The sequence below is a fragment of the Paraburkholderia ferrariae NBRC 106233 genome, from assembly GCF_000685035.1.
Taxonomy (GTDB): Bacteria; Pseudomonadota; Gammaproteobacteria; order Burkholderiales; family Burkholderiaceae; genus Paraburkholderia; species Paraburkholderia ferrariae.
The window spans coordinates 25,617-46,390 of sequence record NZ_BAYB01000034.1; the positions used below are offsets into that span (position 1 = coordinate 25,617).

Below are 20,774 nucleotides of genomic sequence, written 5' to 3' on the forward strand. Positions count from 1 at the left end.
ATGAACCTTATCGAAATCATCAGCATCGCTGCCGCCGCGCTTGCGGTCTCTTTCGGGGCCATCGGGCCGGCACTGGCCGAAGGCCGCGCCGTCGCCGCCGCGATGGACGCCATCGCACGTCAGCCGGACGCCGCGGGCACCGTATCGCGCACGCTCTTTGTCGGGCTCGCGATGATCGAAACGATGGCGATCTACTGCCTCGTGATCGCGCTCCTGCTGCTGTTCGCCAATCCGTTCGTGAAGTGAGGCGGGGCCATGCATATCGACTGGTCCACGCTCGCGCTGCAGACAGTCAATGCACTCGTGCTGGTGTGGCTGCTCGCGCGCTTTCTGTTCCGGCCGGTGGCGGACATCGTCGCGGCCCGCCAGAAGGCGGCCCAGACCCTGCTTGCCGATGCCGAGGCGAGCCGCCGTGCGGCGCAGACCGGGCACGACGCTGCGCGGGCCGAAGCGGCGCGGCTCGCGGCGTCGCGCGAGGCCGTGCTGCAGGCCGCAGAAGCGGATGCCGGGGCGCGCAAGGCGGACCTGCTCGCTGCGGCGCAAGCCCAGGCCGTCCAGTTGCGCGTGGAGGCCGAAGATGCACTGAAGCGCGAGCGTGCCGCGCAGACGCGGGCCATGGAGGACGACGCGGCGCGGCTGGCCGCCGAAATTGCCGGAAGGCTGCTCGACCGGCTGCCGCCCAAGGCGCGCGTGCACGGCTTCATCGGCGCCACGGCCGAGGCGCTGGCCGCGCTGCCGCCCGCGCTGCGCGCGGAATTCGGCGCCGATGGCGAGCCGCTTGCGCTCACCGCGCCGCGCACGCTCAGCACTGCCGAGCAGCGGCTCTGCGAAACCGCCTTCGGCGCGGCGCTCGGACGGCCCGTTACGCTGGCGGTGCACGCCGATCCGTCGCTGATCGCGGGACTCGAACTCACGAGCGCGCATGCCACGGTGCGCAATCATCTGCGTCACGATCTGGACGCCATTCGCGACGCACTGGGGGAACACGAAGGTGTGCGCAGCTGAATCGAATCCGGACCACCCGGACCATCTGGACCACCCGGACCATCCGGACGACTGGCTCGCGCGGCAGCGCGGGGCGCTCGCTCGCGTGCGCCTTGCCGCGGCAGCGCAGACCTTCGGGCGCGTGGAGCGGGTGGCCGACGGCGTAGCCCGCGTTTCGGGACTGCCCGACGTCGCGCTCGACGAAACGGTGCGCTTCGCGAGCGGTGCGCTCGGCTATGTGCGCACGCTCGATGCCGGGTCGGTCAACGTGGTGCTGCTCGACGACGCGGCGCATGTGGAGGCGGGCGACCGCGTCGAACGCACCGGCGCCGTCATGCGGGTGCCGGTGGGCGAGGCGCTGCTGGGGCGCGTGATCGATCCGCTCGGCCGCCCGCTGGACGGCGGCGAGCCGGTGGCCGCCGCGGCCTGGCTGCCGGTGGAGCGCCCCGCGCCCGCCATCATCGAGCGGGACGCCGTGAACGAACCGCTGGAGACCGGCGTGCTGATCGTCGATGCGCTGTTCGCAATCGGGCGCGGCCAGCGCGAGCTCATCATCGGCGACCGCGCGACCGGCAAGACGTCGCTCGCCGTCGACACGATCGTCAACCAGCGCACGAGCGACGTGATCTGCGTCTACGTGGCGGTGGGCCAGCGTGCAACGGCCGTGCAGCGCGTGATCGACGCGGTGCGCGCGCATGGCGCGCCGCACCGCTGCGTGTTCGTGGTGGCGGCTGCGTCGGCTTCGCCCGGCATGCAGTGGATCGCGCCGTTCGCGGGGTTCTCGGTCGCGGAGTATTTCCGCGACCGCGGCCAGCACGCGCTCGTCGTGATCGACGATCTTTCGAAGCATGCGGCCACGCACCGGGAACTGGCGCTGCTCACCGGCGACCCACCGGGGCGCGAGGCCTATCCCGGCGACATCTTCTACCTGCACGCGCGCCTGCTGGAGCGTGCGGCGAAGCTCGCCGCCGGTTTGGGGGGCGGCTCGCTGACCGCATTGCCGATCGCGGAAACCGACGCAGGCAATCTCTCGGCCTATATCCCGACCAATCTGATCTCGATTACCGACGGCCAGCTCGTGACCGATGCGGCGCTTTTCGCCGCCAACCAGCGGCCCGCCGTCAACGTCGGCCTGAGCGTGAGCCGCGTGGGCGGCAAGGCGCAGGTGCCCGAATTGCGCCAGGTGGCGGGGCAGTTGCGACTCGACTATGCGCAGTTTCTCGAACTGGAGATGTTCACGCGCTTCGGGGGGCTCACGGATGCGCGCGTGAGCGCGCAGATCGCGCGTGGCGAACGGATACGCGCATTGCTTGCGCAGCCGCGCTTCAGCCCGCTTGCCACGGCCGACCAGATCGCCCTGCTGGCGGCGCTCGGCGCCGGCGAACTCGACGCGGTGCCCGCGAACCGCATCGCGCAAATCCGCGAGCATCTCGCGCAACGCCGGGCGCAAGGCGCGCCTGGCGACGCGGCGCCAGCGTCTGCGGCAACGCTTGCCGCACTGCGCGAACGCGTGCGCGAGCTGGTTGCAGGCGAGGCAGCGGACAACGCAGACAAAGCGGACAAAGCAGACGACCCAGGCGAGGCGCCAGCCGGAGAGGCCCCGTGAGCGGCAAGCTCGGCGAGATCGAAGCGCGGATCGCGGCCACCGATCAACTCGATGCCGTGGTCGGGGCCATGCGCGGGATTGCCGCCTCGCGCTCGCGCGAGGCGCAGGGGCGGCTCCCCGGCATTCGTGCCGCGGCCGCAGCGGCGGCGGGGGCCATCGCCGAGGTGCTGGCGTTTGCGCCCGCGAACGCTTCGCCGCGCTCGCCGGATGCGGGGCAGGGCACCGAGGTGTGCGTCGTCGTCGGCACGGAGCAGGGCTTCGTGGGCGGACTCAACGACCAGATCGCGGCGCAGGCCCTGAGCGATGCGGCCCGGGAGACGGCCCGCGCGCGCCAGTGGCTGCTGGTCGGCACGCGCCTCACGAGTGCCTTTGCCGGACGCGGCGTGGCGCCCGCATGGTCCGCGCCGATGGCCCCGCATTCGTCGGTCGTCCCGCGTCTCGCGGCACGCGTGAGCGACGCGCTCTATGCCCGGCTTGCCGACGGCGGGCATGCGACACGCGTTTCCGTGCTGCATGCGCTGGCCGGCGAACCGAGTTTGCGCATCGTGCGGCGAACGCTCATTCCCTTCGATTTCGCGCGCTTTCACGTGAGCCCGCGCACGCAGCCGCCGCTCGTCAACCTGCCGCCCGCGCCGCTGCTGGCCGGGCTCGTGGAGTTCTACGTCTATACCGAACTGTGCGAGGCGCTGATGCTCGCGTTCGCCGCCGAAAACGAAGCGCGCGTGCGCGCCATGCTGGCTGCGCGCACCCACGTCCAGCAACGTCTGGGCGGCCTCGAACAGCAGTACCGCGCGCTGCGCCAGGACGAGATCACGGCGGAGATCGTCGAGCTGACCACGGGGCGCGAGGCGGCCGGGATCGCTGGGGATTGATCGACGTCAGTCCGGCGGCGGCGCCGTGCGCGATGCTTGGGTTCGGGCACACCGTCGCCCGACATCGCAAGGAGGAGCCGATGAAATCCGATCAAGATCTGACGCTGGACGTGGCATGCGAGCTCGCATGGGACCCGGCTGTCGATGCGTCTCGCGTGGAAGTGGCCGTGCAGGACCGCATCGTGACGCTCTCCGGCAGCGTGCCCGACTACGCGCAGAAGCTGGCTGCCCAGCGCGCCGCCGAGCGTGTGGAGGGCAGCCGCGCCATCGCCGTCGAACTGCGGGTCGATCCGCCGCCCGCCGCGTTGCACCCGGATGCGGATCTGGCCGGGGCTATCGTGCTGGCGCTGCGCTGGCAGGCCGGGCTCCCCGGCAACGCGGTGCACGTCGAGGTCGAGCGGGGCTGCGTGACGCTCTCCGGCGAGGTGGACTGGGGCTACCAGCGCAACCAGGCCGAAAAGGTGGTGAGCCGCATGCGCGGCGTGCTGGGGGTAGCCAACCAGATCACCGTGCGCCACAGCGACGCCGTGGCCGACGTCGCAGAGCACATTTCCGCCGCCTTCGCGCGCCGGGCGCAGCGCGAATTCAAAGGTATCCGCATCGACGTGAAGAACGGCGTCGCCACCCTGAGCGGCACCGTCTCTTCGCATCGCGACCGGCGCGCGGCGTGCGGCGCCGCGTGGTCCACCCGCGGGGTGCGGGGCGTGGTGGACGAACTGGTCGTCGAGTGAGCGGCAGCCGCCGTTGCGCTCTAGGCGGTGGATACCTTGTTGACGTGCGTCAACCGGATGGCGGTGCCGACGCGCAGGATGAATCTTGCGGCGCGTGCTGGCGCCGGGCGATTGGATTGACGGAGGAGAGCTTGCCATGCAGAAACATTTGATCGTGGCCGCGCATCCCGTGGAAGACAGTTTCACCATGAGCGTGACGCGAGCCTATGCCGGAGAGTTGATCCGGGCAGGTCACGACGTGTGCATTCACGACCTGTACCGGATGGGATTCAATCCGCTCCTGTCCGCCCGCGAGTTGACCGACGGCTGCGACGTGCGGGTTCGTTCGGCCGATGTGCTCGTCGCGCAGGAGGACGTTCTCTCGGCAAACGTCGTGACCGTGGTCTATCCGCTCTGGTGGATGGCGATGCCCGCAATGATGAAAGGCTACGTCGATCGCGTGTTCAGCCGCGGCTTCGCCTACGAAACCGGGAGCAACGGAGAAGTGCGCGGGCTCCTGCATGGACGAAAGGCGGCGGTCGTGACGGTTTCGGGCGCGCCGCTGAAGGTTCTCGTCGAGGACGGCCGCTGGGAAGCCATGCGGCTGCTGCAGGACACGCACCTATTCCAGGCCGCCGGTTTCGACCTGATCGGCCATCTGCATTTCGACGAGGTGAACCCGGACATGCCAGCCGAAGCCGCAGCCGCCGACTTCGCGCGAGCGCGCAACTTCGTTCGCGAGCACTTTGGCTGCGTGCCGGCTGCATGACGATGGACACGAAGCGCGATCCGGACCCCGCGTCCGGGGGCGGACCGCTCGTGCCGGCGCGCGTGCGGCGTCTGATCGAGAGCCCGACCTATATCCAGGCCGACGAGGACGGAGCGTTTCTGCGTCGCACGGAAATGTGCGGCGTGCGCCTGCAACTCGACTACTGGAAAGCCGCCGAGAAACTGCAGCAGTTCGGCATTGCGGACACTGTCGTGGTGTACGGGAGCACGCGCGTCGCGGACCCTGCCCGCGCCCGCCGCGCGCTCGCCGAGGCGCGACGCCGCGTCAAGGAGGCACCGGAGGACGCCGGGCATCGGCGCGCCCTTCACCAGGCCGAGGCCATGGTCCGACACAGCGTCTACTACGAAGTGGCGCGCGAGCTGGGCAGGCTGGTCGGTGCAGCAAGGGGAACCCGGCGGCTGCCGCGGCTCACGATCGTCACGGGCGGCGGTCCCGGCATTATGGAGGCGGCCAATCGGGGCGCATTCGAGAGTCGTTCGCCAACCGTCGGATTGAACATCGCGCTGCCGCACGACCAGCTTCCGAACGCCTACCTGACACCGGGCTTGTGTTTCCAGTTTCACTACTTCGCCATTCGCAAGCTGCATCTGCTGGAAAAGGCCAAGGCCGCCGTTTTCTTTCCGGGCGGTTACGGCACCTGCGATGAATTGTTCGAAGTCCTGACGCTTCTGCAGACCCGCAAAATCGCGCCGATTCCCGTGGTGCTGGTCGGCGAGAGCTACTGGCGCAGCGTCGTCAACTTCGAGTTGATGGCGCAGGAGGGGATGATCTCGGCCGACGACCTTGCACTGTTTCGCTTCTGCGAGAGCGCCGAGGCGATCTGGTCGGCGATCCGCCGATGGTACGACGCGCAGGCATGACGCCCGCGCACGGCACGCCGCCGTTGATGTCGCAGCATGGAGGAAACGATGAACTGGCTTGAACAATACTTTTCCCGAAGCGCGCCTGCACTCAATCTGTGCCGCCTGCGCGCGGCAAACCGGAGCGAATTGCCATGAAGACCGATAGCGACGTGAAGCGCGATGTGGAAGCCGAACTTGCGTGCGAAGGGTCGATCAATGCGCTGAATATCGGCGTCGAGGTTGCCAACGGTGTCGTGACCTTGTCGGGCCATCCGTCCAGCTACGCCGAAAAGAATGCGGCGGAAAAAGCGGCCGGGCGGGTGGCGGGGGTGCGCGCGATCGTCGTCGAAATGACGGTGCGCCTGCCGCACCACGACGTGCGCAACGACGAGGACATCGCCAGCACCGTGCGCTCGATCCTCGAATGGACCGTGGGCCTCGACAACCAGAACGTGCAGGTGCAGGTGGAGAACGGCTGGGTCACCCTGGTGGGCGAATGCGACTGGGGGTATCAGAGCCACGCCGCGCAGCGCGCGATTTCGCACATGCGCGGCGTGACGGGCGTGACCGACAAGGTCCGCATTCGTGGCGAAACGTCGATCGAAGACATCGCGCGCGGCATTCGCGCCGCAATCGAGCGCCATGGCGAGCGCGAGGCCCGGCACGTCCAGATCGAAATCACGGACGGCACCGCCATCCTGAGCGGCAAGGTCGCTTCGCACGCCGAGCGGCAGCTCGTGGGCGGTGCGGCCAGAGCGACGCCGGGCGTACGTTCGGTCGTCAATCTGCTGACCGTCGAATGAGGGCGGCGAGCGAGGGGTGCCATCTGCGGTATGCGCGGCATGCGTGCTTCGCACGCGGGCAACCTCATGGTGATGCGCGACGACGAAGAGGACGGCGGACTGATCGGCATCGTCACGCTCGACGACTTCATCGAGGTCAGCGCAGCGTGCCGGCGGCGCCGCTCGCCACCTGAGCCTCCCAGCCGCCGCCGGTCGCTTCAAAGAGCTGGGCGGTGTCGAGGTAGCGCTGCCCCCTGGCTTTTGCATAGCCGAGCCGCGCCTGGGCGTAGAGGCGTTGAGCCTGCAGTACGTCGAGCAGGCTCGACGCGCCCACCCGATAGCTCTCCTGCGAGAGGGCAAGCGAGGCCTGGGCGGAGTCGAGTGCGGCGCGCTCGGCCGCAAGCTCCTCGGCGTCGTGCTGCAGCGCCTTGAGCGTATCGGCAACCTGGCCGAACGCCGCCAGCACGGTTTGCCGGTAGACGCCGAGTTGAGCGTCGAAGACATCGATGGCCGCCTGCTGCTGCGCCTTCAGCGCGCCGCCGTGAAAGAGCGGTGCGGTGATACCCGCGGCCACGCTCCACAGGCCATTGGCGGAATCGAACAGCGGCCCCATGCTGCCGGCTTGCTGCACCCATGACGCGCTCAGCGTGACGCTCGGGTAGAGATTGGCGGTTGCCACGCCGATGGCGGCGCTCGCCGCGTGCAGTTGCGCCTCGGCGGCGAGGATGTCCGGCCGCCCCCGCACGAGTGCGGCCGGCATTGTCACCGGAACGTCCACCGGCAGGACCAGCATGTCGAAATCGAAAGACGGCGCGGCCCACTCCGCCGGGGTCTTGCCGACGAGGATGGCCAGCGCATCGTGCGCGGCGCTCAGTTGCTGCTCGAGCGGCGGCAGCAGCGCCACATCGGCGGCCAGCTGGCTTTGGGCCGCCAGCACGTCGGTGCGCGCGGCCTTGCCGGCGCTGCGTTCGATTTCGACGAGATCGACGTTGCGGCGGTCCACGGCGATGATGTCCTGGACCGCCCGCAGTTGTTCGCGCGCGCTCGCGCTCGTGATCGCGGTGTTGACCGCGTTGCCGGTGAGCGTGAGCCAGGCCGCCGCGAGCGCATAGCGCTGGACTTCGGCGAGGGCCGTGTTCTCCTCGACCTGCCGGCGCACGAGGCCGAACAGGTCCGGCGCGTAGCTCACCGTCGGGCCGATTGCGAAGAGACTGCCGATGACATGCTCGCCACCGGCGGGAGCATTGGTGCTCACGCGCTCGCGCTCGATGCCGGCAGCCAGATCCGCCTGGGGAAAGTAGCCGCCGCGCGCGACGAGAACCGCCTGCTGCGCCTGCGCGAGCGTGGCGCGCGCCGTGTCGAGCGTGGGGCTTTGTGCAATGGCGAGCGCAAGCGTGGTGTCGAGCGCTTCGCACCGGAACATGGTCCACCACTGGCTGACGAGCTGCCCCCCGGGGTCCAGATGTTGCTGCGGATCTGTGGAACCGGCAGGCGGCAGTGTGACGGGTACGGGCCGATAGCCGGCTGCGGCGGAGATCGCCGGTTTCGAATAGTCCGGGCCGGCCGCGCAGCCGCCGAGGGCGCCCAGGACACCCAGGATGGCGAGGGAGAATGGCAGGCGGCGACGCACGGCGGCAATCTCCTTGCAAAGTGGCTGTACAGGGCGCGGCGCAATGGCCCGGTGTATGGCACAAACGGCACACATGGCACACATGGCACCAGCGCGCGCGGGTCATGGGTCATGTGACGCATGTTCGGTGCTCGCGGATGCCTGCTGGTTGACGCATATCAACCGGGTCAGGAAGGCGGCCTCTACAGTGGGGGCCGTGTTTCATGGCAGATCGCGTGCTTTCATCATGACCGGCAAAACGTTGCGAATCCGGATTGCGCTTGGATGCCTGCTGCTCGGCGCAGCGGCCGCCGGCTATGGCGCGCTGCGCCTGCCCGCGCTCTTCGGGCATCGTGCGGCGGCGCAGCGCGTGATCGTCTCCGGCAATATCGAGGCGCATCAGAGCGTGCTGAGCGTCACCCAGGTCCAGGCGCCGATCGTGTACCTGCCGTTCGACGAGGGCGCCTACGTGACGCGCGGCACCGTGCTGGCGCGCGTGGACGACCGCATTTACCGGCGCCAGACGGAGATCGACCGCGCGAACCTGAACGTGCAGCTTGCCCAGGTGCAGGCGAACATCCATAGCCAGAGCGCCGTGCAGAACAGCGTCAAGAGCGACGAGTACGATCTCGCGGAAAAAAAGCTCGATCTCGGCCGCGCCGAAGTGCTGGCGCAGCACGACGCCGTCTCGTTGCAGACGCGCGACCTCGCCCGCACTGCCGAGCGGCAGTCCGCGGCGGCGCTCGCCCACGACAACGCCATGGAAATCGCTGCGCAGAACGCGGTAGCGCTTGCGCAGGCCAACGTGGAAGCGGCGCGCGCGAAGCTGCAGCTCGACGACACCATGCTCTCCTACACCGAACTGCGTGCCCCGTTCAATGGCGTGATCGCCGTGCGGGAGGCCGAACTGGGCGAACTGGCCGGCCCGGGCGTCGCGGTGTTTACGCTCGACGAACTGGACCATGTCTGGTTGCGCGTGTACGTGAACGAGCCCGACATCGGCCGTATCCGGCTGGGCGAAGCGGCCGACGTCACCACCGATGCGTGGCCGTCCCGGGTCTATCGCGGGCGGGTGAGCTTCATCTCCCCGCAGGCCGAGTTCACGCCCAAGACCGTGGAGACGCACGCCGAGCGCGTCACGCTCGTCTACCGGGTGCGTATCGACATCGACAATCCAACGCACGAACTGCTGCCGGGCATGCCTGCGGACGCGACGATTGCGCTCGTCGCCAGCGGGCATTGAAGCAGAAATGAAGCCTGAAACGAGTCCGCAAGAGAGCGCGCCGCCCGTTCGCCCCGCGATCGTGGCCGTCGATCTCGCGCGTCGCTTCGGCACGCTCGAAGCGGTGCGCGACGTGAGCATGAGTGTCGCGCAGGGCGAGATTTTCGGGCTCGTCGGGCCGGACGGCGCGGGCAAGACCACGGTGATGCGCATGCTGGCCGGCGTGCTGCGCCCGGACGCCGGCACGATCGCGCTGGAAGGCATCGACGTGGTCGGCGAACCCGAGCGCGCGAAGGCGGTGCTCAGCTACATGCCGCAGCGTTTCGGGCTGTACGAAGATCTCACTGTCGACGAAAACATCTTCTTTTACGGCGAACTGTTCGAGTTGCCCAAGGCGCAGTTCCGCGAGCGCCGCACGGAGCTGCTCGAGGCGGCCGGGCTCGCGCCGTTCCGGCGCCGTCTTGCCGGACAGCTCTCGGGCGGCATGAAGCAAAAGCTCGGACTCGTCTGCGCGCTGATCCATACGCCGCGAATCCTGCTGCTCGACGAGCCGACGACGGGCGTAGACCCGGTCTCGCGCCGCGACTTCTGGGCCATCCTGTACCGGCTGCGCGAGCAAGGGGTAACGATCGTGATGTCCACGGCCTATATGGACGAAGCGGAACGCTGCTCGCGCCTCGCGCTGCTGCACGAAGGGCGGGTACGCTGCTGCGACACGCCGCAACGGCTCAAGGACATCGTGCGCGGGTCGCTGCTCTCGGTTACGGGCGGCGATCCGCGCGCCAATGCCGCAGCGCTTGCCGAAGCGCCGGGCGTGGCCGGCGTGCTGCTGATGGGGGACCGCGTGCACGTGCGGGTGGACGACGCAGCAAGGCGCAAGGACGAGCTCACGGCGCGCCTGGACGGGCAGGGACTGCCGCATGCGCGGGTCGAGCCGGTCGAGCCCGGCATCGAAGACGTCTTTGTCGCACTGGTGGGAGCGCCGGCGTGAACGACTCCGTCCCGAGCGGCGCGGCGCCCGCGGAACCGGTCGTGCTGGCGCGCGGCCTGACGAAGCGCTTCGGCAAATTCACCGCGGTCGATTCGCTCGATCTGACCATCGCGCGGGGGGAAGTGGTGGGATTCATCGGCCCCAATGGCGCGGGCAAATCCACCACGATCCGCCTGCTCTGCGGGCTGCTCACGCCCAGCTCGGGCACGGCGCGCGTCGCGGGTTTCGATGTCGCGACTCAAGCCGAGGCGCTGCGGGCTCATATTGGGTACATGTCGCAGAAGTTCTCGCTGTACGGCGACCTGACCTGCCGCGAGAATCTGCGCTTTTTCGGCGGTATCTATCGCGTGCCGGGCGCGTCGCTCGACGAGCGCATCCGCTTCGTCATCGGCATGGCCGGGCTCGAAGGCCGCGAAGACACGCTGGTGCGCACGCTCGCGGGCGGCTGGCGGCAGCGCCTCGCGCTCGGCTGCGCGATCCTGCACCGGCCGCCCGTGCTGTTTCTCGACGAGCCCACTTCGGGCGTCGAGCCGCAGGCGCGCCGCCGCTTCTGGGACCTCATTCACGATCTGGCCGCCGAGGGCGTGACGGTGCTGGTCTCAACCCATTACATGGACGAGGCGGAGTACTGCAACCGCGTCGCCCTGATCGACGCGGGGCGGCTCATCGCGATCGGCAGCCCGGGCCAGCTGCGCGAGCGCGAGCTGGGCGGCACGCTCTACGAACTCGCCTGCACGGCGCCTGGCGAAGCGGTGGCCGTACTGCGCGCGGCGCCGGGCGTGCTGGAGGCCGCCATTTTCGGCGACCGGCTCCATGTCCTGATTGCGCAGGGCAGCGACGCCTCGAGCTTGTCGGCACTGCTCGCACAAGCCCGGCTGGAAGCGTCCGCGCCGGTCGCCATTGCACCGGGCCTCGAAGATGTGTTCGTGCAGCTGGTGATGCGCACCGCGCGCGAGCGCGAACGTGAACGTGAGCGCCAACGGGAGCACGCATGAGCCTGCGCCGCCTGCTCGCCATGGCCTACAAGGAGACGCTGCAGATCTGGCGCGACCGGCGCAGCCTCGCCATCGCGCTGCTCATGCCGCTCATGCAGATGGCACTGCTGGGCTATGGCGTGAGCCTCGACATCAGGCACGTGCCGCTGTGCATTCACGATGAAGAGCGCAGCCAGACGAGCCGCGAGCTGGTGCAGAGCTTCATCGCGTCGGGCTGGTTCTCGGCGGTCGTGTTGAGCGAGAGCGAGCGCGACGTGCGTGCAGCGATGAATCGCGGCGATTGCAGGATGGCGGTCACGATCCCGGTAAGCTTTTCGCGCGTCCTGACGAGCACTGGCACGGCGCCGGTGCAGACCATCGCCGACGCGAGCGACACCAACACGGCCAACGTCGCCATCGGCTACGCGCAAGGCATCGTGGCCCAGGTGACGACCCGCTTTGCCACGCGCTGGAACGAGGCGCACGGCTTGCGGCCCCAGCAGTACGGCACCGTCGATCTGGAGGCGCGGGTCTGGTACAACGAAGGACTCGACAGCCGCAACTTCATCATTCCGGGCGTGGTGGCCGTGATTCTGGCACTCGTCGGCGCGCAGCTCACCTCGCTCACCGTGGCGCGCGAGTGGGAACGCGGGACCATGGAGCAGTTGATCTCCACGCCGGTCAAGCCGCTCGAAGTGATGCTGGGCAAGCTCGTGCCTTACTTCGCGGTCGGTTTCGTGGACGCGGCGTTTTGCCTGCTGGGCGCGGTGTACTGGTTCGACGTGCCGTTCCGCGGCAGTCTTTCCACGCTGCTCGTCACGACCGCGCTGTTCACGCTGGTGGTGCTGGGGATCGGTTACCTGATGTCCGTGCATATCCGCAGCCAGCTCGGCGCGAGCCAGGTCGCGCTGCTGCTGACGATGATGCCCACCACGATGCTCTCGGGCTATACATTCGCGATCGACCAGATGCCGCGAGCGGTTCAGGCCATCACGCTGCTGGTGTACGCGCGCTACTACGTGACGATCCTGCGCGCCGTGTTCCTCAAGGGCAGTCCGCTTGCGGACATTGCCGCCCCGTTCGGCGCGCTCGCGCTCTACGCGCTCGTGATCGTCGTCCTGAGCGTGCGCGCATTCAAAAAGAGTCTGGACTGAGCCGCGAGTCCGAGGGGGGCACCATGTTCGAACGCGTAGGATCGATGCTGGTCAAGGAGTTTCTCGAACTCAAGCGCGACCCGTGGGCGCTGTTCCGGCTCTTCGTGCCGCTGCTCATCCAGGTGCTCGTCTACGGCTATGCCGCGACCTTCACCGTCAATCACGTTCCCGTCGTGCTGCTCGATCTCGATCGCAGCGAAGCGAGCCGCGATCTCGTGTCCCATTTTCTTTCCACGGGCCGGTTCGAACTCGTCGGCGAAGCCGCTACCGAGCGCGAAATGACGCACGACGTGGACACCGGCCACGCGACGCTCGCGCTCGTCATTCACGCCGGCTTCGCGCAATACCTGCAGGACGGCGAGACGGCGCCGCTCCAGGTGATCGTGGACGGCTCCAATTCGAATACGGCGCTGATCGCGCTCGGCTACGTGGACCAGATCGTCGCGCAGTTCCAGAGCGACTGGATGGCGCGCGGCTGGCCCGTGACGGCCGGCGCCGCACCGCCTTCCGTCACGGTTGCGCTGCGGGAGCGGCCCTGGTTCAATCCGGATATCGACGACCGGTGGTTCTTCATTCCCGGCGTAGTGGGCACGCTCACGCTGATCCAGGTGGTGAGCCTCACGGCATTTGCCGTCGTGCGCGAGCGCGAGATCGGCACGCTCGAACAGATCATGGTGAGCCCGATACGGCCATACGAATTCATCCTGGGCAAGACGGTGCCGTTCTTCCTGATCGGGCTCGGCGATGTCGCCATCGTGACCGCGGTGGGCGTGTGGTGGTTCCAGGTGCCGTTCGTCGGGAACGGGTTCGCGATGCTCGCGGGCGTGTCGCTCTTCCTGCTGGCGACGCTCGGACTCGGGCTGCTGATTTCGACGTTTTCGCGCACCCAGCAACAGGCGTTCGCGCTGAACTTCTTCCTCGTCAATCCGATTTTCATTCTCTCCGGCTTCGCATTCCCGATTTCGTCCATGCCCGCCGTTCTGCAATGGCTCACGTGGCTCAACCCGCTGCGCTACTTTCTCGTGGTGCTGCGCGCCGAATTCCTCAAGGGCGCGGAGGTCCAGGTGCTGTGGCCGCAGTTCGCGGCCCTGGCGCTGCTCGGCGCGGCGCTGCTGGGACTCAGCGTCCTGCGCTTTCGCAAGTCGCTGGATTGAGTCGGTGCGAATCCGCCGAAACGGCGTTCGATGCGTGCGCGATCGCATGGGCGTGCGCGGCATGGGCCGCGGGATCGGGCACGACGCCGAGCCAGCCGGGCGCCGCGCAGAGCCGTCCCGCACCCGGGCGATACGGCGCCGGCTTCAACCTCCGTGCGGGGGAGTCTGGAGCGCGGGCTGCCCCCGCGATTGACCCAGATCAACGGGGTTCGCGGGTGCTGAACGCACAGTGAAGCGGTTGCCCGTGAGCAAGGGAAGGACGATGAATACTGCCGTAGACGACGCTACCCAGCCGGTGAGCGCGCCCGATCTCCATGCGGTGCCGGCGCGTGTTGCCGCCGATGCCCGGCCTGCCGCGACGCCGGCCGACGAATGGAATCGTACGGCCCATGCGGCCATGGCCGCCATGACGTTCGGGCTCTCGCCCATCTCGCTTGCCCTGGCGGCGATCGACTGGGGGACGCATCTCGCGGCAGCGCCCGGCAAATGCTTCGACCTTGCCACGCGGGCCGTCCTCGGAGCCGCCCTGGTGCCAGCCCAGGTCGCCGCTTCGCAGCAGGACGAGGACGAAAACAACAGCGGTGTTGCCGTGCACGCGGGCGAAGCCGATCCGCGCTTTGCCGCCGCTGCCTGGTCGAACTGGCCGTTTCACCTCTATCGCGACGGCTTTCTGGGAGTTCAACGCTGGTGGCGCGAAGCGACGCGCGGCGTGCCGGGCGTGGAGCACCATCACGAGCAACTCATGAGCTTCGTCGCGCGCCAGTGGCTGGACGCGTGTTCGCCCGGCAACTTCATCGCCACCAACCCCGTGGTGCTCGATGCGACGGTCCGCTCGGGCGGCGCGAATCTCGCGGCGGGGGCGCGCAACTGGCTCGACGACGCGCTCGCGCTGTCCGCCAGCCGCGCCGGCGTGCATGCGCGCGGCCCGCAGGCCTTCGTGCCGGGACGCGACGTGGCCTGCACGCCGGGCCGGGTGGTATGGCGCAACGAACTGTGCGAACTGCTCCAGTACGCCCCGGCGACGCCCGGCGTGGCCCGCGAACCGATCCTGATCGTACCGTCGTGGATCATGAAGTACTACATTCTGGACCTGCAGCCGCACGATTCGATGATCCGCTTTCTGGTCGAATCGGGCTTTACCGTGTTCGTGATCTCGTGGCGCAATCCCGGTGCGCAGGCGCGCGATCTCGGCCTCGACGATTATCTGCGCGACGGCTTCCTGGCGGCGTTCGAGGCGGTTCGCCCGCGCTGCGGCGCGGCGGTGCACGCGGTGGGCTATTGCCTTGGCGGAACGCTGCTTGCGATCGGGGCGGCGGCGCTGGCCCGCGACGGGCGGCACGACGCATTGCACACCATCACCTTGCTGGCCGCGCTGACCGATTTCAGCGAGCCCGGCGAACTGGGGCTTTTCATCGATGCGAGCGAACTCGCGGCGCTTGATGCGCTGATGTGGCGGCAGGGGTACCTGGACGGTTCGCAGATGTCCGCGGCGTTCCAGTTGCTCAATGCGCGCGACCTGATCTGGTCGCGCATGATGAGCGAGTATCTGCTCGGGCGGCGCACCAAGCGCAACGACCTGATGTCGTGGAACGACGACACCACGCGCATGCCGTACCGCATGCACACCGAGTACCTCACGCAGCTCTTTCTCGACAACGATCTCGCGGCGGGCCGCTATTGCGTGGACGGCAGGCCGGTCGCGCTTTCCGATATCGAGGCGCCCATGTTCGTCGTCGGGACCGAGCGCGACCACGTCTCGCCCTGGCGCTCGGTCTACAAGCTGCATCTGCTCACGCACAACGCGCTGACTTTCGTGCTGACGGCCGGCGGCCATAATGCCGGCATCGTATCCGAGCCTGGCCATGCGCACCGCTACTATCGGTGCGCGACGCGCGAGCCCGGCGGGGCCTACCGGAGCCGGAACGAATTCGTCAAAGAGACGCCGGCCGTCGATGGCTCATGGTGGCTCGCCTGGCGGGACTGGCTGCGCGAGCGCTCGACGGGCGAGGTGCCGGCGCGCACGCCGGAGGCAGGGCTCGGCGCGGCGCCGGGCGAATACGTGCTCGAAAGCTGAAATCAGCCACGCATCTTGCCTTGCGCCTGTTTTTGCGGTTGCTTTCGCGGCCGGCTCTGCATGCGTCTGCAGGTTTGCGCCGGCACGCGGCCCGGCGCATCGCCCGACTGGCCTTCTGCACCGCGCCGCCGCGCACGCATGGCCTCGGCACGTGCAAACGCCGCCTGCAACGCAGGATGTACGTCTGCGCGCCAGCGCTCTCCCGTGAACAACCCATAATGATCGCAGTCCTCAACGTCCAGATCTAGCCGTTCCTGCGGCGCAAGACTGCTGCACAGGTCGAGCGCTGCATGCGTCTGTCCGGCTCCGGTAACGGCATCGCGCGTGCCCTCGACGGTAAGCAGGAGCACATCGCGCAGCGCGGCCGGATCGACGGGCGCACCGTGAACACGCCAGCTGCGGGTTGCCAGCAACGCGCGCTGGAAGACGATGTCCACGGTGTCCAGGAAGTATTCGGCCGGCATGTCGAGCAGCGCGGTGTACTCGCGCACGGCCCGGCGCGCGGCGGCCAGCGCGTCTGCATCGGTGCGCGAAGCCGCTTGTGCATAGCGTTCGGCCAGTGCCATGTAGCGATGCGGATAAACGAGCGCGATCTCGGCCTGCTGCAGCCACGCGGGAAACACTTTCCGGCCTTGCCCCGCGAAACCGGCAGGCACGCTGTCGATCAGGTGGTCGCGGCACCAGTCGAGCGTACGCGACGCTGCGGCCAGACCGAGTGTGCTGGGATGGATGCGCGCGTCGAGCGGGCCGCCGATCAGCGTGATGCTTGCGGGAGGGGCGCACCCGCGCTGCGCGCGCAGCGCGAGCGCGCCCAGCACCGGAAAGGTCGATTGACACACGGCGACGACGTGCAGCGGCCGCCCGTCCTGAACCAGCGTATCGACGAAACCGTCGAGCAGGGCCACGTATTCGTCGAGACCAAAGCGGCCAGCCGCGAGCGGCACGTCGCGCGCGTTGATCCAGTCGGTGATATAGACGTCGCCGTCGGCAAGCAGCGACTCGACCGTTTCCCGCATCAGCACGGCCGCATGGCCCGCCAGCGGCGCGCACAGCAGGATGGCGCGCGAGGCCCCGGCGCGCGCGAAGCGGCGCAGGTCGCAAAACGGCGTATGCGCGACGACGCGCTCATCGACTTCGACGCGGTGGCCGTCGAGCGGTAGGGAGCCGATCGCGAAGGGCGGCGCAGCGGCCGCGAGACAGAGCAGCGGTTCGAACAGATCCGCATAGCAGGACGACGCACGCTGGGCCAGCGCCTCCGGCCACGCCCCCCAGGCGCCGGGCGCAAACTGCGTTGCCGCGTGCCAGGCACGCAGCCACTGGCGCTGCTGTTCGACAAGGGCATACCACATCGCAGACCTCTATGACCGGCTCCTTCGCCTGAGCCGGATTACCGGTTTTCCGACGTTTCTCGCAGCGCGGCCGAATGGGCCTGGCCGGGCATCGTCGCGCGCATGGGGGGCAGGGCGGGTTCCGTTTTCCCCAGTGCACCCAGTGCGTCCAGGAGGGGCGCCCAGAAGGCTGCGCCCGCGTAGGCCGCGGGGGCGACCGCAGTATCGAAGCGAATCGCCAGTGCCGCTTCCGTGGCGCTCAACGGCTCGGCCTGCTCGATCTGGCTGGCGAGCACGGCCACGTCCGCATCGGAGGGGTCGCGCCCCAATGCCGCTCTCGCCGCAATGCGGCCGCGCAGCGTCGGGAGATCCGCCGTGAAGTCGAGAATCGCGACCGGGACGCCCGATCGCTGCGCGAGTGCGACGAATTCCGCCCGGTGCCGCGCATGCAGGAAGGTCGCATCGACGATTGCCGTACGACCGCTTTCGAGCACGTTCTGCGCGTGCGAGAGAAGGGCGTCGTACACCGCATCGAGCCGCTCCGCCGTATAGGCCGAATGCGGCAGGCGCACCGTTTCGGACACGGCGGCGAGACGCTTGCGCACGGCATCGCTCGACAGGCGGATCGCGCCCAGCCGCCCGGCGAGCGCCCGGCTCGCGACCGATTTGCCCGACCCCGAGACGCCGTGGCACAGCAGCAGGCTTGCACGCGGTTCCCGTCCCGCGATATCCGTCGCGACACGCAGATAACGCGCGTGCGCGGCGCCGTCCCCCCGCAGGCGCGCCGCCAGTGCGCGCACGAGAGCGCGATAGACCATGTAGAACGGCATCACGTGAAGGGACGCGTAATCCCCCGTCGCAGCCAGCCACCCGCACAGCAGCCGATGGGCGCAGTCCTCGCGGCCATGCGCCGCAAAATCCATGATCGCGAACGCGCTATCGCTCGCCACATCGATCCAGCGCAGGGCGTCGTCGAACTCGATGCAGTCGAACATCAGCAACTGGTGGCGCCATTGGACGATGTTGTCCAGATGCAGATCGCCGTGGCACGCGCGCACGAAGCCGTTCGCGTGCCGCCAGGCGAGCTTCGGCGCGATGCGCGCGAGTTCCCGTTCGCACCACGTACGCAGGGCGGCCTCGGCAGGCACCGTGGCGTCGAGCGCAGCGACGAGCGGGCGCGCCTGGTCCGCTACGGTGGCTGCGCTGCCATACGAGGCGTGCGGCGCACGGCGCGCAGCGTGCAGATGGTAATGCGCGAGCCGCGCGGCCAGCCGGTCCGCGTCGGCAAGCGCTTCTTCGCCTCGCGCGCTGCGGGCGGACAGTACCTCGCGCGGCGCGAAGCGGCGCATCCGGACCACGTATTCGAGGGCAGTGGCCTGCGCATTGCCCGCTGCCGGGCGTGCGGGCAGCGCGCCGGCGAAGGTGCCGCGCCGGCCACGCGCCACGAGCCGCCACACACCGAGATAGAGCGGTGCGGCCAGGGCCTGGTTGAACGCGTATTCGGCTTGCGCGCAACGCCGGCGCTGCGCAGGCCGCGTGAGATCGACGAAGCTGAACTTCACGGGCTTGAGGATCTTGTACGCATAGCGTCCGGCCAGATACACGACCGAGAGATGGGTTTCGATGCGCTCGACGCGGCCCGCAGGGTGGGGATAGGTGGCGGCCCGGCGCAGGGCATGCCCGACGAGCCGCGCGTTGCGGCGCATCGGACCGCCGCTCAGCACGAAAGGAACGTGTGGCGAGCGAGACATGGCTTCCTCATGATCGGTACTCCGGGTCGAGGGGCGCATCGGCATCGACTGCGCTTTTACCCATTCCACCGGACGACCGCGCGGCACCGCTTGACCTGCATCAAGCCGGCCGCCCAAACCATGCGTGGCGTACGACGGCTTCTCCGTTTCGAAGCCCAAGGCTCACGGGCCAGGCTCGTGCGCAACCCACAACCGTCACACGGGAAATTCCAGGTGACTCCGCACTTCCTTGACCCCGGGGACATTTTCCGCGGCCACGCGAATCGCATTGCCCTCGTCCCGGCTCGTAATGACGCCCCACAGATGAACGACGCCGTTGGTGACGATTACGTTGCGACGCTGGAGCGCCCAGCGATTGCCGCTCATGGCCGAGAGAACGGCCTCGCGGATTGCCGCGTCGCCCGGCGCGACGCTGCGGCGCAGTTCGGGTCCGACGCTGGCCAGCGCACGAATGAGGTCGGCCCGGCTGACCAGTCCGACCACCTTGCCGTCTCTGAGCACGGGAACGCGCTTGATGCGGTGCCGCTCCATCAGCGTGGCGATTTCGTCCAGCGGCGTTTCTTCGTTCACGCTGAAGACGCGGGTCGTCATCACGTCGCTCAACCGGCGCGAATGCGTCTTCACGTATTCACTGGCGAGTTCGTGCTTCGGGGCGATCCATTCCTGCCACCGCGCATGCCGCGCTCCGTCCGTGCCGATCTCCGCGCGCCGCAGCAGGTCGCTCTCGGTCACCATGCCGACCAGTTTGCCGTCCCGATCGACCACCGGCATGCCGCTCACGTGATAGTCGGCGAGCATTTGCGCCGTTTCCCTCACGCTGATATCGGGCCTGGCTACCACCACGCCTAAAGCCATGACGTCGATAGCACGCATTGTGTTCTCCTTGGCAACAAAAACGGCGATTGAAGACAATCCCCTACGATGACGGGCCTAGCGGCGGCGGGTGCCCAGCAGGCGCATCAACATCAGGAAAAGATTGAGAAAGTCGAGATAGAGCGCCAGTGCGCCCACGATCGCCTTCCTGCCCGCGGCGACGTCGTCGTCGCCCTCGGCATAGATTTCGCGGATGCGTTGCGTGTCGTATGCGGTAAGGCCCGTGAACACGAGCACGCCAATCAGGGAAACGGTGAACTGCAGCGCCGTCGAAACCACGAAGAGGTTGACGAGCCCGGCGAGCACGACACCGATGAGCCCCATGAAAAGAAATGAACCGAAGCGCGAGAGGTCGGCGCGCGTGGCGTAGCCGTAGAGGCTGGTTGCACCATAGGTGGCGGCGCCGATGAGAAACACGCGCGCGATGCTCTCGCCCGCGTACACGAGAAAGAGACCCGAGAGCGAGAGGCCGACCAGTGCGGCATAGGTCCAGAAGCAGATTTGCGCGGTGCCCGTGCCCAGACGTTCGATGCGCCAGCTCAGCAGGACGACGAGCGCCAGCGGCGCGAGCAGCACGATCCAGAAGAGCGGGGTGGCGGCAACGGACGCGTAGAATCCGCTCGCCGCTCCGAAATACGCCACGACACCGGTCAGAACGAGTCCTGCGGCCATGTAGCCATAGACGCGCAGCATGTACGGCCCGAGGCCCATGTAGCCGCTCTCCGGCAACCGTCGCGCGGCCTTGCGGCGGCCTTCGCCGGTGAAATCGCTTTCCATGATCGATCCTCTTTCCGCGGGCTGGATGCGCTCAGCGCAACGGAACGCCGTTTCGCATGATCTGGACGGCCGTTGCCTCGACGTAATCGACGCGTACGCTGTCCCCGGGCTTCAGGCCGTCGGGCAGGCTGTCGGCCGAAGTTCTGCAAGCCGTGAATGGGAGATTTGCCTTTTTTCGCGTTACTCCGATTGATATGTATCAAGCATTGGCGCTCGTGCGTCCTTACGATGCAGTCATCGAACGGCCGCTGCCGCAGCTCGGCGTGCCCGGTCCTGCCGGT

Annotated in this window: 19 protein-coding genes; 14 read left to right on the forward strand and 5 right to left on the reverse strand. The window is 68.3% G+C overall.

Annotated features, from left to right (window positions below; translation table 11 throughout):
* From BFE01S_RS40665 to BFE01S_RS29395, 8 genes are all read left to right on the forward strand, one after another.
* Positions 1–246, forward strand: coding sequence for a F0F1 ATP synthase subunit C (locus BFE01S_RS40665; protein ID WP_042338978.1), 246 nt, complete (start codon positions 1–3; stop codon positions 244–246).
* Positions 247–255: 9 nt separating this feature from the next.
* The gene (locus tag BFE01S_RS29365; protein WP_028228573.1) at positions 256–1,005 is read left to right on the forward strand and encodes an ATP synthase F0 subunit B; all 750 of its coding nucleotides are present in this window, start codon (positions 256–258) and stop codon (positions 1,003–1,005) included.
* Positions 923–2,590, forward strand: a complete 1,668-nt coding sequence (locus BFE01S_RS40670) for a F0F1 ATP synthase subunit alpha (protein ID WP_084170228.1) — start codon at positions 923–925, stop codon at positions 2,588–2,590. The genes BFE01S_RS29365 and BFE01S_RS40670 overlap by 83 nt, the downstream gene beginning before the upstream one ends.
* A complete protein-coding gene (locus BFE01S_RS29375) occupies positions 2,587–3,462 on the forward strand; it encodes a F0F1 ATP synthase subunit gamma (RefSeq protein WP_028228574.1) in 876 nt (291 codons plus the stop codon). The genes BFE01S_RS40670 and BFE01S_RS29375 overlap by 4 nt, the downstream gene beginning before the upstream one ends.
* A gap of 80 nt (positions 3,463–3,542) precedes the next feature.
* A complete protein-coding gene (locus BFE01S_RS29380) occupies positions 3,543–4,193 on the forward strand; it encodes a BON domain-containing protein (RefSeq protein ID WP_028228575.1) in 651 nt (216 codons plus the stop codon).
* Positions 4,194–4,329: 136 nt separating this feature from the next.
* A complete protein-coding gene (locus tag BFE01S_RS29385) occupies positions 4,330–4,941 on the forward strand; it encodes an NAD(P)H-dependent oxidoreductase (protein ID WP_042338980.1) in 612 nt (203 codons plus the stop codon).
* Positions 4,942–4,943: 2 nt separating this feature from the next.
* Positions 4,944–5,822: an LOG family protein gene (locus BFE01S_RS40675; RefSeq protein ID WP_042338982.1), complete on the forward strand. Its 879-nt coding sequence runs from the start codon at positions 4,944–4,946 to the stop codon at positions 5,820–5,822.
* 134 nt (positions 5,823–5,956) lie between these two features.
* Positions 5,957–6,607: a BON domain-containing protein gene (locus BFE01S_RS29395; protein ID WP_028228577.1), complete on the forward strand. Its 651-nt coding sequence runs from the start codon at positions 5,957–5,959 to the stop codon at positions 6,605–6,607.
* A 136-nt stretch (positions 6,608–6,743) separates the two neighbouring features.
* Here the strand turns inward: BFE01S_RS29395 and BFE01S_RS29400 are convergent, their stop codons facing one another.
* Entirely contained in the window at positions 6,744–8,216 is a 1,473-nt protein-coding gene (locus BFE01S_RS29400; RefSeq protein WP_028228578.1) for an efflux transporter outer membrane subunit, read from the reverse strand.
* Positions 8,217–8,442: 226 nt separating this feature from the next.
* On the opposite strand from BFE01S_RS29400, the gene BFE01S_RS29405 reads away from it, so the two are divergent.
* From BFE01S_RS29405 to BFE01S_RS29430, 6 genes are all read left to right on the forward strand, one after another.
* On the forward strand, positions 8,443–9,438 hold the full coding sequence (locus BFE01S_RS29405) for an HlyD family secretion protein (RefSeq protein WP_028228579.1): 996 nt from the start codon (positions 8,443–8,445) through the stop codon (positions 9,436–9,438).
* A 7-nt stretch (positions 9,439–9,445) separates the two neighbouring features.
* A complete protein-coding gene (locus tag BFE01S_RS29410) occupies positions 9,446–10,408 on the forward strand; it encodes an ABC transporter ATP-binding protein (protein WP_042338984.1) in 963 nt (320 codons plus the stop codon).
* The gene (locus tag BFE01S_RS40680) at positions 10,405–11,403 is read left to right on the forward strand and encodes an ABC transporter ATP-binding protein (protein WP_042338986.1); all 999 of its coding nucleotides are present in this window, start codon (positions 10,405–10,407) and stop codon (positions 11,401–11,403) included. Before BFE01S_RS29410 ends, BFE01S_RS40680 begins: the two co-directional genes overlap by 4 nt.
* On the forward strand, positions 11,400–12,536 hold the full coding sequence (locus BFE01S_RS29420) for an ABC transporter permease (RefSeq protein WP_028228581.1): 1,137 nt from the start codon (positions 11,400–11,402) through the stop codon (positions 12,534–12,536). Before BFE01S_RS40680 ends, BFE01S_RS29420 begins: the two co-directional genes overlap by 4 nt.
* Before the next feature lie 23 nt (positions 12,537–12,559).
* On the forward strand, positions 12,560–13,690 hold the full coding sequence (locus BFE01S_RS29425) for an ABC transporter permease (RefSeq protein WP_028228582.1): 1,131 nt from the start codon (positions 12,560–12,562) through the stop codon (positions 13,688–13,690).
* Between the two features lie 262 nt (positions 13,691–13,952).
* On the forward strand, positions 13,953–15,764 hold the full coding sequence (locus BFE01S_RS29430) for a PHA/PHB synthase family protein (protein ID WP_084170230.1): 1,812 nt from the start codon (positions 13,953–13,955) through the stop codon (positions 15,762–15,764).
* Between the two features lie 2 nt (positions 15,765–15,766).
* Here BFE01S_RS29430 and phaZ read toward each other — a convergent pair whose 3' ends face one another.
* The 4 genes from phaZ to BFE01S_RS29450 all read right to left on the reverse strand — a co-directional run bounded on the left by phaZ (position 15,767) and on the right by BFE01S_RS29450 (position 20,493).
* A complete protein-coding gene (phaZ, locus tag BFE01S_RS40685) occupies positions 15,767–17,113 on the reverse strand; it encodes a polyhydroxyalkanoate depolymerase (RefSeq protein ID WP_084170231.1) in 1,347 nt (448 codons plus the stop codon).
* 38 nt (positions 17,114–17,151) lie between these two features.
* Entirely contained in the window at positions 17,152–18,843 is a 1,692-nt protein-coding gene (locus BFE01S_RS40690; RefSeq protein ID WP_042338988.1) for a bifunctional aminoglycoside phosphotransferase/ATP-binding protein, read from the reverse strand.
* A 195-nt stretch (positions 18,844–19,038) separates the two neighbouring features.
* Positions 19,039–19,755 (reverse strand): CBS domain-containing protein, encoded by a 717-nt coding sequence (locus tag BFE01S_RS29445; protein ID WP_322787844.1) that lies wholly within the window; start codon positions 19,753–19,755, stop codon positions 19,039–19,041.
* A gap of 18 nt (positions 19,756–19,773) precedes the next feature.
* Positions 19,774–20,493 carry a Bax inhibitor-1/YccA family protein gene (locus BFE01S_RS29450; protein WP_028228585.1) on the reverse strand — a complete coding sequence of 240 codons (720 nt, stop codon included), beginning with the start codon at positions 20,491–20,493 and terminating at the stop codon, positions 19,774–19,776.
* Positions 20,494–20,774 lie beyond the last annotated feature (281 nt).